The following is a 15,647-nucleotide window of genomic DNA, read 5'->3' on the forward strand; positions in this document are numbered from 1 at the left end:
GGCAAGGAGGCGAAAAAATTAGCGCGACTCAATCCTGGCGAAGAATTAACCTTTACAGTCAATGCGGATGGAAAATTGCAGGGTTTAGCGCTGCAAAAAGACCAACTCAGTCAGGTCAGATTTACCCGCGATGCGGAAAGCAGGTTCCAACACGATTTAGTCCAGCGTGAACCCGACAGCCATCCAGCTTATCGCCAGGGACAAATTGATAGCTCATTATTTGTTGCCGGTAGTGATGCCGGTTTGAGCGATAGCCTGATCATGGAAATGGCCGATGTCTTCAGTTCGGATATCGATTTCGCACTGGATATTCGCAAAGGCGACAGTTTCAGTGTGATGTTTGAAGAAAAATTCCTCGACGGAGAGAAAATCGGCAATGGTCCTATTCTCGCCGTCAGCTTTACCAATCAGGGGCATACTTACAGCGCAGTTCGCTATGTCGATAGTAGTGGCGATGCCAATTACTTCACACCTGAAGGTAAAAGCATGCGCAAGGCGTTTATTCGCACGCCATTGGATATAGTGCGTATCAGCTCACACTTTAATCCTCGCCGTCTACATCCAGTGTTCAAGTCGCGTCGTCCTCACAACGGTACCGATTATGCGGCTCCGCGCGGCACTCCAGTTTACTCAACGGGCGACGGCCGAGTCATTGCATCCGGCTACAGTAAGCCCAATGGCAACTATGTATTTATTCAGCATGGCGAACGCTACGTTACCCGCTATTTGCACCTAACAAAGCGCAAAGTGAAGAGAGGCCAGCGAGTAAAACAGCGCCAGGTTATTGGTACTGTCGGCTCTACTGGCTATGCCACCGGCCCCCACTTGCACTATGAATTCCTGGTGGATGGCAGACACCGCAACCCGGCCACAATCGTGCGTAAACTGCCCAAGGCCAAGTCTGTGCCCTCAGCGGAAATGACGCGCTTTAAAAACCAAACCCAGCCGCTGCTGGCTAAGCTGGAAAATTATCAGGGCCCCGCCCTGGCAAAACTCGAAGACGACAACTAAACAAGCACTATTTTTATGTCCGATCTTTTTATCGGCCTGATGTCCGGTACCAGCGTCGATGCTATCGACGCGGTACTGGTCGATTTTGGCGGCGAAGAGAAAATCAAGCCGCGCATCCTGGCAGCTCTAAGCCACCCTATCCACCCTTCATTGCGCAGTGCCATCCTCGCTCTATGCTCTCCAGGTCCCTCAGAATTAGACCGTGCGGGACAGCTGGATCGACAGCTTGGCCAAGTATTTGCCGAGGCAACGAATACCCTATTAGCTCGTGCCGGTATAGAACCGAGCGATGTCACCGCAGTCGGAAGCCACGGACAAACTGTCAGGCACCGGCCACCCGGCACCGTTAGCTCCCCCTTTACCCTACAGTTGGGCGACCCCAATACCATTGCAGCACTGACGGGTATCAGCACTATCGCAGATTTTCGTCGACGCGATATGGCCCTGGGAGGCCAAGGGGCACCATTGATGCCCGCCTTCCACCGCGCCGCATTCAAAACCGAAAGCAACCGTGCCGTTGTCAATATTGGCGGCATGGCCAATATCACCGAGCTGAAAGCCGATGGCAGCATTTGTGGTTACGATACTGGCCCCGGCAATGCCCTGCTGGATTACTGGGTAGGTCTACACAAAAAACAGCCTTTCGATCGGGACGGCGGATGGGCAGCCAGCGGACGCGTAAGTCCCGAGTTGCTCAATCGTTTGATGTCAGCCCCCTACTTTTCCGCTGAGCCTCCCAAGAGCACTGGGCGTGAAACTTTCAATGCCAACTGGCTAGAACAGGCCCTGGCTGGGCTAGAGCTAGCTCCCGCAGACGTACAGGCAACTCTATCGGAAGTTACCGCTGCGAGTATTGCTGAAGCCGTGCATTCATTCGCTGATGGTGGAGAGTTGCTAATATGCGGTGGCGGGGCCAGGAATAAGGATTTGTTATCCAGGTTGCAGAGGCGGTTGCCCACTTGGTCGATTGCCGATACCGGCACCTACGGTATTGATGCCGATTGGCTTGAGGCAGTGGGCTTTGCCTGGCTGGCACGGCAGACATTACTCGGCCTGCCCGGTAATTGCCCCGGTGTGACCGGAGCAAAAAAAGAAGCCGTGCTAGGGGCTATCTATCCCCCTTGAGCGGCTAGCTGACGAGCGGCTCAGATTGAGAAAGATGAGCCGCAGCCACAGGTCGAAGAGGCATTGGGGTTTTGCACCACAAAGCGGGAACCGGCTAGTCCCTCTTCGTAGTCCACATTGGCACCCACTAAATAGGGGTAGCTCATCGCATCAACCAGCACCTGGATACCATCCTTTTCGATAATGGCATCGTCTTCGGCAACCAGTTCATCGAAGGTAAAACCGTACTGGAATCCAGAGCAGCCGCCACCGGTTACAAAGACCCTGAGCTTTAATTCCGGGTTGCCCTCCTCTTCCAACAGGCTCTTGACCTTAGCCACCGCTTTATCGGTGACCACTAGTGGTGCAGGAGAAAAGGATACAGCTTCTGACATAAGTCTCTCTCAACTCATCGGGACGTTCGCAGCTCGTATAAAAACCATACTGAGCACAGCCTCGGGGGCGTCATCTTGCTTAAACCCAGCAAATCAGTCAAGTATTTGGCACAACAGACCCCAGCATCAGTGAGAACCGGGGCAGTAATTTAAGGTTTAGTTTATGAGGCTTCTATCACCGTCTCGTCTTCGGAATACCCAATCATAGGGGGCTCACCCGCAGAACTGAGGTCGGCATTGGAAACCAAGGCGCCATTGACCTGGGCACCTTTCATCATCTCAATCAACTTGTAGTGTACATTGCCCTCTACCATCGCCTTGGAAGCCAATTCCAAATGACGGGCAGCAAATACATCTCCACTCACATTACCATTGATGACCACCTGGGGCACACGGATTTCTCCCTCTATAACGCCACCCTCGACAATCTGTAAGCGGGCATCGCTGTCGCTATGAGCGGAAACATTGCCCTTTACTTTGCCCTCGATTACCAGGTTACCTCGAAAGTGTATATCGCCAGTGACTTCCGTCTGGCGCGCGATCAGAGTGGTATGGTTACTACCGGTGCTGGCCATAGTTACGTGCTTCTCTTTTTTTCTTAACATAATCCCTAAAACCTCATGCCTTTGGCATCAATGCTAGCTTTTCTGTACCAACCAGCCGTAGCGCTGTTCAATATTGAAACCCGTGCGCCCACTGGACTTGAGCGACAGCTCCACACCCTCTGGAATAAATCCTTCCGGTAGGCTCAACTCACCCTCAATGTTCTGAAAATATTTAAAACGCAGCGGTATAGACTCTGTATCCACCTGCTCCGATAAGTCTTTGAGGGCGTAGCGCATTGGCTCACCATCCTGACGACCCACAACTGTAAAAGTGGCAGCCCCCTTGATTACATTGCGGCGCGCTGCCGACTGCTGCACTTGCAGCTTGTACTGATAGCTGTGCGCATCAGCAGTCTGGGAGAGAATAAAACGTCCAATTGAAACCCCTTCCCCTCCTTCTGCTGGCGCCATGACCCCTCGATAAAAAGAGATTTCCTGCTTCAGCTCGGCAATCTGACTCTCTTTCTGTACCAACTCAGTTCGCACCGCTTCACTGGCCTGCTCACCGATTACCAAAGACTGCTCGGCGGTAGCTGCACGCAGGCGCAACTCTTCATTCTCGCTATTAAGCGCCTCGAGTTTCTCCAGCACCCGGGTGTACTCCAGAGTCTTTTCATCGAGGTTTTTACGTAGATGGTATTGGCCCGCAAAATAAGAGCCAGCAGCGGTGACCAAAACCAACAAGGTGACTCCACCTACCGCAATCACGCCGGAGAAGGGGCGATGAGGCACCACTTTCATACGGTACTGCTTGCTGCCTTTCACTTTGAGCTCCATAAAATTCGCTGGGGCTAAACCGGAATTGCCGGTTGTCGTAATTATTTGATTTTAAGGCAGCAGCGCAGGGCTCTCCAAGCCCAACGTCTCAGTTAAGCCAAACATAATGTTCATATTTTGGACCGCCTGAGCCGAGGCGCCCTTGGCAAGATTGTCGATCACCGACATTACCACCAGGGTATCCCGATCCTGGGGCTGCATCACGGAAATCCTGCACATATTTGTTCCGCGCACACTACGGGTTTGAGGGTGACTTCCAGCCGGCAGTACATCCACAAAGGGCTCATCTTTGTAACGCTGCTCAAATAGCATCTGCAATTCACTTGCCGACAGGCTCGCTGAGGAGCTGGTTTTAGCAAAAAGTGTGGCGTGGATGCCCCTGACCATAGGAAGTAGGTGCGGCACAAATGTCACCTTTATCGGGTTGGCACCGAGTGGTTGTATATCCCGCAACCCCTGCTCAATCTCTGGTAAATGGCGATGGCCCGCAGCGGAGTAAGCGCGGAAGTTATCGCTATTTTCCGCCAGAATTAGATCGGTCTTGGCCTGACGCCCGGCACCACTAGCACCACTGGCCGCACTGGCAATCAGTTCTGATGGTTCCACTACCCCCGCTTCCACTAGAGGGATCCAGCCCAACTGAATCGCAGTGGGATAGCAACCGGGACAAGCCACCAGTTGCGCAGCTGCAATATCGGCGCGGTTGACTTCGGGTAACCCGTAAACCGCCTCCTTGGCCAAGGCCGGAGCTGCGTGCTGCTGACCGTACCAGGCTTCCCAGGAGGGAATGTCCTTGAGACGAAAATCAGCGGAGAGGTCGACCACCCGCACGCCGCGTTCAATCAGCGCCGGCACCTGCGCTTGTGCAACTCCATGGGGAGTCGCAAAAAATACAAGATCACAGCTAGCCAGCTGCTCAACATTCGGTTCACAAAAAGCCAGGTCATAATGACCACGCAGACTGGGAAATAATTCAGCGACAAGTGTTCCCTTCAGGGATCGTGAGGTGATTGCGGTTACCTTTACCTGAGGATGTGTCGCCAAAATCCGCAGCAGTTCCACTCCCGTGTAGCCGGTGCCTCCGACAATTGCTACCTTAATCACCTTGCAAAACTCTCCCGATAAATTCGTCAATTGAGACGATAATCATAAAATCAGCCAAGCACTCTAACACAAGCCCCGGACCTTGAAGGATGTGCGGTGTCACAGCGCCCCAGGATTTCACTTAAAAGCACCCTGAGCCGTTACTTACCAAAGACAAACGGCCTGGAACAGATCCGCCTGCAACTCTCTGCCCGGGAAGCCCTGGCGCCACTGCTTGGCATGGCTTTGATTACCGGAGCACTCGCCGGTGGAGTCACAGTGTTATTCCGTTTTGCTATGGAGTGGCCAACAACTTTTTTTCTTTCAGTCCCCCAAAATTATGAGTCGTTGCCCCCACAGTGGCGGTTTGCCCTACCGATAATCGGCTCTCTACTCATCGGGGTTATTTACCTGGCGCTCAGTCCCAAGCGCTACGACGTCGGTGTAGTGCATGTGCTCGACCGTCTCTATAACCACCAGGGCAATATGCCGATATCCAACGCAATACTGCAATTTTTCGCCGGTGCCATCGCCCTAATTAGCGGGCATTCGGTCGGGCGAGAAGGCCCAGCTGTACATCTGGGTGCCGCCAGCGGTAGCTGGTTAGCCCGTACACTGCGACTACCCAATAATTCTGCGCGCAACCTGCTAGGTTGTGGTGTTGCCGCCGCGATTGCCGCTTCTTTCAACACCCCCCTGGCCGGTGTGGTATTCGCTATGGAAGTGGTAATGCTGGAATATTCCGTGGCCGGTTTTTTACCGGTTATGTTGGCGGCGGTAACTGGGAGCGCAATCACCCAGCTCACTTTTGGGCGCGAACCAGACTTTAATGTGCCGGCAATCCATCTCAACTCCCTGGCCGAACTGCCAATTTTATTTTTGTGTGCACTGGCTATCGGCTTTCTGGCTGCACTTTTCATACTGGCCCACCGCAAACTCACCAAGCAGAATAATCGATCCCCACTATTGCGTTTTTTAGTGGTCGGACTGGTTACAGGCACCATAGGAATCTGGGTCCCAGAAATTCTCGGTGGGGGCTACGACACATTGCAAATGGCCATGCTGGGAGAGTTGGGCGTAAACACTTTGGTGGTTATTGTTGCGGCCAAGCTGGTTGCCACCGCTCTAGGGTCCGGGTTGGGTATTCCCGGAGGCGTCATTGGACCCAGTCTGATCCTCGGTGCCTGTCTCGGTGGCATCGCCGGCGGCCTTGCCAATATGTGGCTGGGTGAGCACACCGCAAGCCCTGGCTTTTACGCCATGGTGGGTATGGCAGCAATGATGGCTGCCATGCTCAACGCACCCCTCGCCGCCCTACTCGCTATTCTCGAATTGACCTACAACCCCAATGTGCTGTTCCCAGGCATGATGATGATCGTGGTAGCCACCTTGATCAGTCGACAATTTTTCGGCACCCAGGGAATTTACCTGGAGACACTGCGTGCATTAGACAAGGCCGGTACCCCAACCTGGCGTCAGCAGATGCTCAGTGGTGTGGGTGTTGCAAGTCAAATGGATCGGCGTTTTATTGTTGCTCAACAGGAAATTACTGTAGAGCAGGCACAGAGTTACATCGCACAACACCCCCAATGGATATTGATCGACCTATCTAATGAAAAACCGCCTGAACTCTTACGCGCCGCTGACTTGGCTACATTCCTCCAGGGCAGTGGAGAGGAGGGAAGTGAAGAGTCTCTTGTTGAGCACGAACAAAAAATCGGGGAAAAAGCAGCAACTATTGATTTGTTAAAAATTCCCGGTGAGCGCAAACAAATGGCGGAATTAAATTGGCGGGCAACTATGTTGGAGGCCCAGCAGGAACTGAAAAAAACCGGTGCCGACGCTCTCTACATCAGCCGCCATCAGAGCGGTTCTCTGGACAATCGCATCGCGGGCATTATTCTGCCGCTACAGATCGATAACTTTTACCGGAAATAATCGTTTCCGTTTTTATTTTTGAGGGGATATTCCATGTTGTGGATCAAGGCTTTTCACATTATTGCCATGGTATGTTGGTTTGCCGCGCTGTTTTATTTACCGCGTCTTTTCGTCTACCACGTAGATGCTACCGACGCCCTTAGCCGCGATCGTTTCTGCATCATGGAACGGCGACTGTATCGGGGGATCGCCATTCCGGCCATGCTCGCCACCGTCGGCCTGGGTATTTGGCTGTACAGCTTGAATCCCAGCTACTACACCTCAGCCGGCTGGATGCACGCGAAACTCACCTTCGTTGTATTGCTCCTGGCCTATCATCATATGTGTGGCGCCTACGTTCGTAAGTTCGCCCAGGGCACCAATACCCGCAGCGGGCGTTACTTCCGTATCTTTAATGAGGTTCCAACAGTGGCTCTATTCGCCATTGTAATTTTGGCAGTCGTGAAGCCATTTTAATTTGGCGCAAAATCATTCTTTGTGTGGGGCTTACAGGAACTAAAATTAGGCGCACAGCAATTGGCAGTCATGTAGATCTTTTATGGATACACCGCAGCCCATTATTTTGACCGTCACCCACCACGACCCCAGTGGCAGCGCAGGAATAGGCGCAGATACAGAAACGGCCGTCAGTTTAGGATGCCACGCAGCCTCCGTCGTCTCCGCCATTAGCGTCTGCAATACCGGGGAACTGCTCGGCGTAGCGCCAGTGGATGACAGCCTTTTAATTGAGCAGGCCCGCACGGTCCTTGAGGATATGCCGATAGCCGCTATCAAGGTTGGTTATCTCGGTTCGGTGGAAAATGTGCGGGCATTGCACAGCGTGCTGCGCGACTACCCGGACGTTCCAGTCATTATCGATCCAGATGCCACCCTGGCCGATAAAGAGAGTGTACTGGCCCCGCCTCTTTGGGAGGCCATGACCTCTCTGTTATTGCCATATGCCACCATGGTCTGCCCCAACCGCCGTGAGGCGCGCGCCATGGCAGTAGAGGCCGACACCCATGATGCTATGGCCCAGGAATTGTTGGAAAGCGGTTGTCGCTACCTGCTACTCACCGGAGTACCGCATGAGCAACAACTGCAGAATCGCCTCTACGATGAACGCGGCCTGATCCGTGAATTCCACTGGGAGCGGTTGCCGCCTGCAGCCTATGGGGTCTGCGGCACCCTCGCCACCGCCATCGCCTGTCATATCGCCCACGGCCTGACCATCACCGAGACAGTGAGCCGCAGCCAGCAATACGCCTGGAGCGCCATCCGCGACAGCCGTCGTCTGGGGATGGGACGGCCGATTCCCAACCGCTTATTCTGGTGTGAACGCTAGGGCACTTCTCACCTCATTGCACAATAGGATCCGCACCGACACTAAGGTCGGTGCGACTTACCAGCCAGCCTCCCCTACTGCGCCCTGACTCTTCACGCATTGTCCTTAGAGCTTCACCCCCTGATAATGGTCGCTGATTCTTGGCCTTTTTCGCAATTTCTGAATGAATTCTATGAGTAAATCCGAGCAGCTCTTTGCTGAAGCCCAGCAATTTATCCCCGGCGGCGTTAACTCACCGGTGCGCGCTTTCCGCGCTGTGGGCGGCACCCCTCTGTTTATCCGTCGCGCCGAAGGCGCCTACCTCTTCGATGCGGACGATAAGCGTTATATCGACTATGTACAGTCCTGGGGCCCGATGGTGCTGGGTCATGCACACCCGGAAGTGATTGAAGCGGTTGTGGAGCAGGCCCAGTCAGGCCTCAGCTTCGGTGCCCCCACCGAGCTGGAAACCGAGCTTGCCGAAGAGCTCTGCCGCCTATGGCCCAATATGGACCTGGTGCGCTTCGTCAACTCCGGTACCGAAGCCACCATGAGCGCTATCCGCCTCGCTCGCGGCTTCACCGGGCGCGATAAAATTGTGAAGTTTGAGGGCTGCTACCACGGTCATTCCGACTCACTACTGGTCAAAGCCGGCTCCGGAGCCCTAACCATGGGCGTGCCCTCCTCTCCCGGTGTTCCTGTCGCCCTGGCCGACCACACGATTACCCTTAGCTATAACGATGCTGACGGCGTGCGCGCCTGCTTCGATGAAATTGGCGACCAAATTGCCTGTATTATCGTGGAACCAGTTGCCGGCAATATGAACTGTATTCCTCCAGTCCCCGGTTTCCTCGAGACATTGCGCGAAGTCTGCGACCAGCACGGCGCCCTGCTGATTCTCGACGAAGTAATGACGGGCTTCCGTGTAAGCCTTACCGGAGCCCAGGGCCACTTCGGAATCGAGGCGGACCTGACCACCCTAGGTAAGGTTATCGGCGGAGGCATGCCGGTAGGCGCCTTCGGTGGAAAACGCGAAATTATGGAGCAAATCGCCCCCCTGGGACCGGTTTATCAGGCCGGCACTTTATCCGGCAATCCCGTGGCCATGGTTGCGGGCCTCGAAACTTTACGTTTAGTGGAGGAAGCCGGCTTTTATGAGCCTTTAGTAGCCAGAACAGATCGTCTGGTAGAAGGTATCTTGGCCGCAGGTAAAAAGGCCGGTATTCCCATCACCGCCAATAAAGCCGGCAGTATGTTCGGATTCTTCTTTACCGAAGAACCCCAAGTCACCAATTACCAGCAGGTAATGGCCTGTAATAACGAGCGCTTTAATCAATTCTTCCACGGAATGCTTGAGGAAGGCGTATACCTGGCACCTGCTTCCTATGAGGCCGGGTTTATGTCCGCCGCCCATAGCGACGAGGATATCGAAGAGACTATCGCTGCCGCAGAACGCGTCTTCGCCCGGCTCGACTAGCCCTTCTCTCTCAGGCATCCATCGCAGGGTGGGTGCCTGTACGCTCTCCCAGTATCACAACGGCCCCCCAAGCACTGTAGATCAACGCTTTGTCGAAGAAACGTTGTTCTTTTGTTATTAGTGATCAAAAATGTATACAAAATTAAAAAGGTATACATTTTGAGAAGCTTGCTTTCCGATACCAGCCTGTCCACGATCAGCGCTGGCTTTATCGCCGTGCTGGTCGCCGTAACCAGCTCCGCAGCCATTGTGTTTGAAGCAGCCCGCACAGCCGGCGCAGACGAAGCGATGATTGCTTCCTGGATCGGCGCTTTGGGGTTGGGGATGGGGCTCTCCGGTATCTTCTTCTCCTGGTATTATCGCGCACCGATTGTTACCGCATGGTCGACTCCCGGCGCAGCATTACTAGCAACCAGTCTCAGCGGTATCCCAATTGCCGAGGCCATCGGTGCATTTTTTTTCAGCGCTATGCTGACCCTTGTAGTAGGCCTCTCCGGAGCCTTCGAACGAGTAGCCAGGCTAGTACCCGCCCCAATTGCCGGCGCCATGCTGGCGGGCATATTGCTCCAGTTCGGCCTCGCTACTTTCACCTCATTACAATCCCAGCCTGTACTAGTGGGTGCCATGTTGTTGGCCTATTTCATCGGGCGGCGCTGGATACCCCGTTACGCCATTATTTTGGTACTCGCTTGTGGGGTGGCTGTCTGCTGGAAACTGCAATTGTTCGTACCTGACCAGATTCACTGGCAGGCTGCAAAGCCCATTTGGGTTACACCGGAATTCAAACTCTCAACCCTAATCAGCGTCGGCATCCCGTTGTTTATCGTCACAATGACTTCCCAATATCTACCAGGGGCTGCAACCCTGGCTGCCAGTGGTTACCAACGAGTGCCAGTTTCTCCACTGATTAGCGGAACAGGATTAACCAACCTGCTTCTCACTCCTTTCGGCGGCTTCACCCTGACCCTGGCGTCGATTACCGGGGCAATTTGTACCGGACCCGAAGCACACCCCAACCCAGACAAACGCTATACGGCCGGGATTGCCGCGGGCTTCTTCTATCTTCTGGTAGGATTATCCGGCGCCACCGTAGTGGCATTATTCAGTAATTTCCCCAAGGCACTCATAGCCGGCCTGGCTGGCCTGGCGCTGCTTGGGACACTAGGCAACTGCTTAGCGAGTGCTACCGCAGATACAGAAAACCGTGAGGCGGCGCTAATCACCTTTCTTGTCAGCGCTTCAGGCATCAGCTTCTTGGGCATAGGCGCTGCTTTTTGGGGCCTGGTCGGCGGACTGGGCTGTTATTGGTTTTTCAAGCAGGATAATAAATAAAGGGCCAATGAACCTTTACGAGAAAATCAAAGCCGATTTACAGCGGGGACATTTTCCCGCAGGCCAGGCATTGAAGCAGGCTGAACTGGCCGAGTTCTACGAGGTCAGTCGTATCCCCATAAGGGACGCCTTGCAGCGGTTGAAAAATGAAGGCTGGCTATCGCCCCATGGCAAGCGGGGTGTCGCTGTACCCGAGTTCGATCCGTTGGAAGTAGAAGATCTGTACCTGATGCGTATGCGCCTGGAACCTCTAATACAGACCCTTGCGCAAAAAAAACTCACCGGGGAAATTCTTGGTCGGGCACGAGACATTCTCGATACCATGGAGGGGAACCCCAACCTCTCAGCCGAGCAGATCGGCATTCTTAACTGGCAATTTCACGCCACTATCTACCTCGCCGCAGAGCGCCCCACCCTTTTCGCTACTGTGGAGCAGCTGCACAGACAATGTGAGCGCTATATTGGTTACCAATCCCGCAGCCTGGACTACCAAAACACCAGCCAGAAAGAGCATTACTCAATTCTCGAGGCCCTACAACAAAAGAAGGAACAGGAAGCGGCAACCCTGCTAGCCACGCATATCGAAACCGCCGGCAAGCAATTGGTGTCCTTTCTTCACACCACGCCAAACAGCCCCTAAAGCAAGTTGAGGGAAATCACCGGTGGCGGCAATTTGATATGATGGCCGCCAATTGCGGTCGCGGGATTGCTGCGGCCTTATCGATAGCCGGAGTAATTCCCTATGAGTCAAAATCTCGGCCGCGGAGCCTACCCCAACACCCGCTTGCGCCGCCTGCGGGCGCAGGATTTTTCCCGTCGACTGGTGAGGGAGAATCAGCTCAGCTGCGACGACCTGATCCTGCCCCTGTTTGTCATCGAGGGGCGCAGCGAAACTCAGAGGGTGGCTTCGATGCCCGGCGTCGAGCGCCTCAGTGTGGACCTGTTGGCCAATAAGGCCAAGTCCCTGCAACAGCTCGGTATTCCCGCCGTCGCGCTGTTTCCCGTAGTGGACCCCTCGGTAAAATCCGACTGCGCCAGCGCTGCCCACGATGCCAATGGCCTGGCCCAACGTGCCGTGCGGGAATTGAAGAATGCCGTGCCGGAGTTAGGGGTTATTACCGATGTGGCCCTGGACCCGTTCACCAGCCACGGTCAGGATGGCTTGATGGATCACAGCGGCTATATCGTCAATGATGAGACGGTTGAGGTACTGGTACAGCAGGCACTGTCCCACGCCGCAGCTGGGGCGGATATGGTAGCGCCGTCAGACATGATGGACGGCCGTATCGGCGCTATTCGTACAGCACTTGAAGGCGCCGGGCACAGCAATACCCTGATCATGTCCTATGCTGCCAAATACGCCTCCGCCTACTACGGCCCCTTCCGCGATGCTGTCGGCTCTGCCGGTAACCTCAAGGGAGGCAGCAAAGCCAGTTACCAGATGGACCCCGCCAACTCGGATGAAGCCTTGCACGAGTGTGCCCTAGATCTACAAGAAGGGGCGGATATGGTGATGGTGAAGCCCGGTATGCCCTATTTGGATATCGTGCGCCGGGTGAAAGAAGAGCTGCGAGTACCCACTTTTGCCTACCAGGTAAGCGGCGAGTACGCCATGCACTGCGCCGCGTTTGAAAATGGCTGGCTGCAGCGCGAGGCGGTAATTCTCGAGTCCCTATTGGCGTTTAAGCGCGCGGGCGCGGACGGAATCCTCACCTATTTTGCCGAGGAGGCCGCACAGCTACTGCAGGGCTGAACCCTTGTAAATTTTGCGCGGCCTGCGCCGCGCCACCGGTTCAGGGCCATTGGTCTTCCAGCGCGGGGCCCACCGGCTGGGCCTCCTCAACGGGGACACCCCGGTAGTCCACCTCTGTGGACTGTCCGCGAGGGAGCTCCAAAGGCTCCAGACTGGAATCCCCACCCAATGTCTCGGCATCATCACGGCGCAACTGCTCTCGCATTTGATGGCGGCGCTCACTTTCATATTGGCGCCGCTCTGTATCATTGCCCCAACCCGGTGTCATCTGTTCCCTTGGAGCCGCCTCGGAGCGCTCATTGCCAAACAGGTTGCGGAACCAGCGCCAGCGGTCGCGCCCGCGACATTCAGGCGCAGGTTGCAAGTGGGTTTCGTAGGAGAAGGGAATCTCATAGCCGCCCCGACAGTAATCCGGGTCCATAAACTGCCCGCGCGCATTCACCTCTTTGAACTCAACACCCCGCGGTGCCTCGACAGGACCATGCTGATGGGGCAACTTGCGCATGATTTCCGTCCAGATCGGCAGAGCTCCGGTAGAACCGGTTAGACGGGTGCGTACGTTGTCATCGCGCCCGAGCCACACCACGGCGGTAACCTCAGGGGAAAACCCTGCAAACCAGCTGTCGCGGTTATTGTTGGTAGTACCCGTCTTACCGGCAAAGGGCACACTACTGGGCAGACGCTTGGCCGACCTGCGCCCGGTGCCTTCGCGCATCGCCTGCTCCAGCCCCCAGCGCAATAGGTAGGCGGGCACCGGATCGATACCGCGATTAGTGCGCGGACGGAAGTGCTGTACCCGCCCTCCCTGTGCATCGGATACTGCCATCAAAGTGCGCGGTTGCACCGTCTCGCCATTATTGGCGATGGTCTGATACATGCCTGCTACCTCAAATGGCGTCATCTCCACTGCGCCTAACAACATTGCAGGCACATGCGGCAGACTGGTATCTACACCCAGACGTCGAATTGTCTGACGCACATTCTGCAGTCCCAGATCGAGCCCCAGATGGGCAGTAGCCAGATTGTAAGACTTGGCCAAGGCGACATAGAGAGGTACCTGACCGTGGGCGAGCTTATCGAAGTTCTGCGGCATCCATACATCGCCATCGGCTTCCTCAATTCGCACTGGCGCATCGTCGATCAAGGTTGCCAGGTTGTACTCTTCGGGACGCTCCAAGGCAGTTAAGAAGACTGCCGGTTTGATCAGAGAACCCACCTGGCGGCGCGCCTCCAGGGCTCGATTGAAGCCGGGATAATCCGGATCACGGTCTCCCACCATGGCCAACACATTACCCGTGTTGTTATCTAGCAATACCGTGGCAGCCTGAAGAGTATTCGCCTTAATTTTGCGATCTTTCTCCAATTTCTGTACGCCTTGACTGATGGACTCTTCCGCGAGTTTCTGCACCGACGGCGCAAGGGTTGTATAAACCCGCAAACCGGTGGTGCGCAGCTCCTCGTAGGAGTAATAAGGACGCAGCTCTGAAAGCAGGCGCTCGGTAAAGGCCGGGTAGGGATTCTGTGCGGTTACACCGCCTTTCACCACACCCAGTGGTTTGGCGGAGTAGTGCTCGAACTCTGCCTGGGTAATCAGGCCCTGCTCGCGCATCAGTTCCAGAACGGTGTTGCGACGCTTCAATGCGCGCTGGGGATGGCGCCAAGGGTTGTAGTAGGAGGCACCCTTGGCCAGCCCCACTAGCAGGGCGACCTGATGGGGCTCTAGAGTATCCAGCGGCTGTTGGAAATAGAACTCCGATGCCAGGCCAAAGCCATAAATACCTCTGGCTCCCTGCTGGCCCAACCACACCTCATTGATGTACTCCTGCAGGATATAACCCTTGTCGTAGTGAATCTCCATCAATACCGCCATCAAGGCTTCATTGATCTTGCGCTGCAGGCTCGGCTTATGGTCGAAAAAGATATTCTTAACCAGCTGCTGAGTAATGGTTGAGCCGCCCTGCACCAGACGACCCGCCTTGATATTCGCCACCATGGCGCGGGCAATGCCTCGCGGAGAGATGCCGAAGTGGTTGAGGAAGTCTTGGTCTTCCACCGCTATCAGGGTATTCGCCACCAACGGCGGGATATCCTTGAAACGCACCGGGTTGCGATCGTCTCCGCCCCCCAGCAATGAACCGATATTAGCGGCATCCAGGCGGAACTCGGCGATGCGCTGCCCATCTTCATCGCGCAGGTTGTCAATTTCATCGTTACGCAGGCGGAAAGTAACCATAGCCGCCGGCTCACGGCCATCGGCATGAATAAAGTCCCGGCGCCAGACCCGGTAATTCATCCCCTCGTGTGTCCAGGCGCCAGGTTCCGTCAGAGTCTTTTGTTTGCGGTAGTTGAGGGCGGCAAACTCGCTTTCCAGCTCATCAGGGTGCATTGCCATGCCTTCCCGCAGTACCAGAGGGCGCGCAAAAACCCGCGCCGGCAACTGGTACTGGCGGCTATCGAGACGCTCCCGCAGCTGTACGTCGAGGTATGCCATATAGCCGGCAAGGGCCATTGCCCCCACCAGGGCCAGCAGGAATAAGAACTTTAACCAGCGGTAGCGTCTTTTCGGTTTTGACGCTTTACTGCGCCGGCGTTTCGTCGAGGCCATATAAGAGTTTTCCAGCTGCCATCTCGGTACATCTCTAGACAGTGGGGATCTTCAGGAGTCTCATCACTATCACAGGCAGGACACCAGCAGGTGGCAGCTCCGCTGGTATCTTGCCGTAGACGCCTGAACCGGCGCCTTGGGGAACATCCGTGAACCGCCAGAATCCGGGCTGAGTATCCCGGTAGTCATACCACAAGCACATAAAGTACCTGTTCGAGGATTGACCGCAATTGCCTCCTATAAGTTCATATTGAGGCATATGAC

Annotated in this window: 14 protein-coding genes (1 of these 14 running past the window's edge); 9 read left to right on the top strand and 5 right to left on the bottom strand. The window is 55.1% G+C overall.

Annotated elements, in window-relative coordinates; translation table 11 throughout:
- On the top strand, positions 1-1,011 hold the 3' portion of the coding sequence (locus ACJJH9_RS17695) for a peptidoglycan DD-metalloendopeptidase family protein (RefSeq protein ID WP_444923532.1). Its footprint begins 372 nt before the window's first position; 1,011 of the gene's 1,383 nt are visible here — the last part of the coding sequence; its start codon lies beyond the left edge, outside the window; the stop codon is at positions 1,009-1,011.
- Between the two features lie 15 nt (positions 1,012-1,026).
- Positions 1,027-2,136, top strand: a complete 1,110-nt coding sequence (locus ACJJH9_RS17700) for an anhydro-N-acetylmuramic acid kinase (RefSeq protein ID WP_444923533.1) — start codon at positions 1,027-1,029, stop codon at positions 2,134-2,136.
- 20 nt (positions 2,137-2,156) lie between these two features.
- Here the strand turns inward: ACJJH9_RS17700 and erpA are convergent, their stop codons facing one another.
- From erpA to argC, 4 genes are all read right to left on the bottom strand, one after another.
- Positions 2,157-2,510, bottom strand: a complete 354-nt coding sequence (erpA, locus tag ACJJH9_RS17705; RefSeq protein WP_020411471.1) for an iron-sulfur cluster insertion protein ErpA — start codon at positions 2,508-2,510, stop codon at positions 2,157-2,159.
- A 161-nt stretch (positions 2,511-2,671) separates the two neighbouring features.
- The gene (locus tag ACJJH9_RS17710; protein WP_252084393.1) at positions 2,672-3,115 is read right to left on the bottom strand and encodes a bactofilin family protein; all 444 of its coding nucleotides are present in this window, start codon (positions 3,113-3,115) and stop codon (positions 2,672-2,674) included.
- 33 nt (positions 3,116-3,148) lie between these two features.
- Positions 3,149-3,880: a DUF6776 family protein gene (locus ACJJH9_RS17715; protein ID WP_444923534.1), complete on the bottom strand. Its 732-nt coding sequence runs from the start codon at positions 3,878-3,880 to the stop codon at positions 3,149-3,151.
- 63 nt (positions 3,881-3,943) lie between these two features.
- Positions 3,944-4,996, bottom strand: coding sequence for an N-acetyl-gamma-glutamyl-phosphate reductase (argC, locus tag ACJJH9_RS17720; protein ID WP_444923535.1), 1,053 nt, complete (start codon positions 4,994-4,996; stop codon positions 3,944-3,946).
- Between the two features lie 96 nt (positions 4,997-5,092).
- On the opposite strand from argC, the gene ACJJH9_RS17725 reads away from it, so the two are divergent.
- The 7 genes from ACJJH9_RS17725 to hemB all read left to right on the top strand — a co-directional run bounded on the left by ACJJH9_RS17725 (position 5,093) and on the right by hemB (position 12,778).
- A complete protein-coding gene (locus ACJJH9_RS17725; RefSeq protein WP_252084390.1) occupies positions 5,093-6,913 on the top strand; it encodes a chloride channel protein in 1,821 nt (606 codons plus the stop codon).
- A gap of 33 nt (positions 6,914-6,946) precedes the next feature.
- Positions 6,947-7,369 (top strand): protoporphyrinogen oxidase HemJ, encoded by a 423-nt coding sequence (gene hemJ, locus ACJJH9_RS17730; RefSeq protein ID WP_252084389.1) that lies wholly within the window; start codon positions 6,947-6,949, stop codon positions 7,367-7,369.
- An 82-nt stretch (positions 7,370-7,451) separates the two neighbouring features.
- A complete protein-coding gene (gene thiD, locus ACJJH9_RS17735) occupies positions 7,452-8,237 on the top strand; it encodes a bifunctional hydroxymethylpyrimidine kinase/phosphomethylpyrimidine kinase (RefSeq protein WP_252084388.1) in 786 nt (261 codons plus the stop codon).
- 172 nt (positions 8,238-8,409) lie between these two features.
- Positions 8,410-9,693, top strand: coding sequence for a glutamate-1-semialdehyde 2,1-aminomutase (gene hemL / locus ACJJH9_RS17740; protein ID WP_444887940.1), 1,284 nt, complete (start codon positions 8,410-8,412; stop codon positions 9,691-9,693).
- A gap of 159 nt (positions 9,694-9,852) precedes the next feature.
- The gene (locus ACJJH9_RS17745) at positions 9,853-11,025 is read left to right on the top strand and encodes a benzoate/H(+) symporter BenE family transporter (RefSeq protein WP_444923536.1); all 1,173 of its coding nucleotides are present in this window, start codon (positions 9,853-9,855) and stop codon (positions 11,023-11,025) included.
- Positions 11,026-11,032: 7 nt separating this feature from the next.
- Positions 11,033-11,665, top strand: coding sequence for a GntR family transcriptional regulator (locus tag ACJJH9_RS17750; protein WP_444923537.1), 633 nt, complete (start codon positions 11,033-11,035; stop codon positions 11,663-11,665).
- 102 nt (positions 11,666-11,767) lie between these two features.
- Entirely contained in the window at positions 11,768-12,778 is a 1,011-nt protein-coding gene (gene hemB / locus ACJJH9_RS17755; protein ID WP_252084384.1) for a porphobilinogen synthase, read from the top strand.
- Between the two features lie 40 nt (positions 12,779-12,818).
- Here hemB and mrcB read toward each other — a convergent pair whose 3' ends face one another.
- Positions 12,819-15,383 (bottom strand): penicillin-binding protein 1B, encoded by a 2,565-nt coding sequence (mrcB, locus tag ACJJH9_RS17760; RefSeq protein WP_444923538.1) that lies wholly within the window; start codon positions 15,381-15,383, stop codon positions 12,819-12,821.
- Positions 15,384-15,647: the final 264 nt, after the last annotated feature.

The sequence above is a fragment of the Microbulbifer mixtoriginis (SeqCode) genome (assembly GCF_052466715.1).

Bases quoted from the DNA above. Each gene is read 5' to 3' on its own strand.
- ACJJH9_RS17700 (WP_444923533.1), top strand. From the start codon at position 1,027: ATGTCCGATCTTTTTATCGGCCTGATGTCCGGTACCAGCGTCGATGCT.
- erpA (WP_020411471.1), bottom strand. From the start codon at position 2,510: ATGTCAGAAGCTGTATCCTTTTCTCCTGCACCACTAGTGGTCACCGAT.
- ACJJH9_RS17710 (WP_252084393.1), bottom strand. From the start codon at position 3,115: ATGTTAAGAAAAAAAGAGAAGCACGTAACTATGGCCAGCACCGGTAGT.
- hemJ (WP_252084389.1), top strand. From the start codon at position 6,947: ATGTTGTGGATCAAGGCTTTTCACATTATTGCCATGGTATGTTGGTTT.
- thiD (WP_252084388.1), top strand. From the start codon at position 7,452: ATGGATACACCGCAGCCCATTATTTTGACCGTCACCCACCACGACCCC.
- hemL (WP_444887940.1), top strand. From the start codon at position 8,410: ATGAGTAAATCCGAGCAGCTCTTTGCTGAAGCCCAGCAATTTATCCCC.
- ACJJH9_RS17750 (WP_444923537.1), top strand. From the start codon at position 11,033: ATGAACCTTTACGAGAAAATCAAAGCCGATTTACAGCGGGGACATTTT.
- hemB (WP_252084384.1), top strand. From the start codon at position 11,768: ATGAGTCAAAATCTCGGCCGCGGAGCCTACCCCAACACCCGCTTGCGC.
- mrcB (WP_444923538.1), bottom strand. From the start codon at position 15,383: ATGGCCTCGACGAAACGCCGGCGCAGTAAAGCGTCAAAACCGAAAAGA.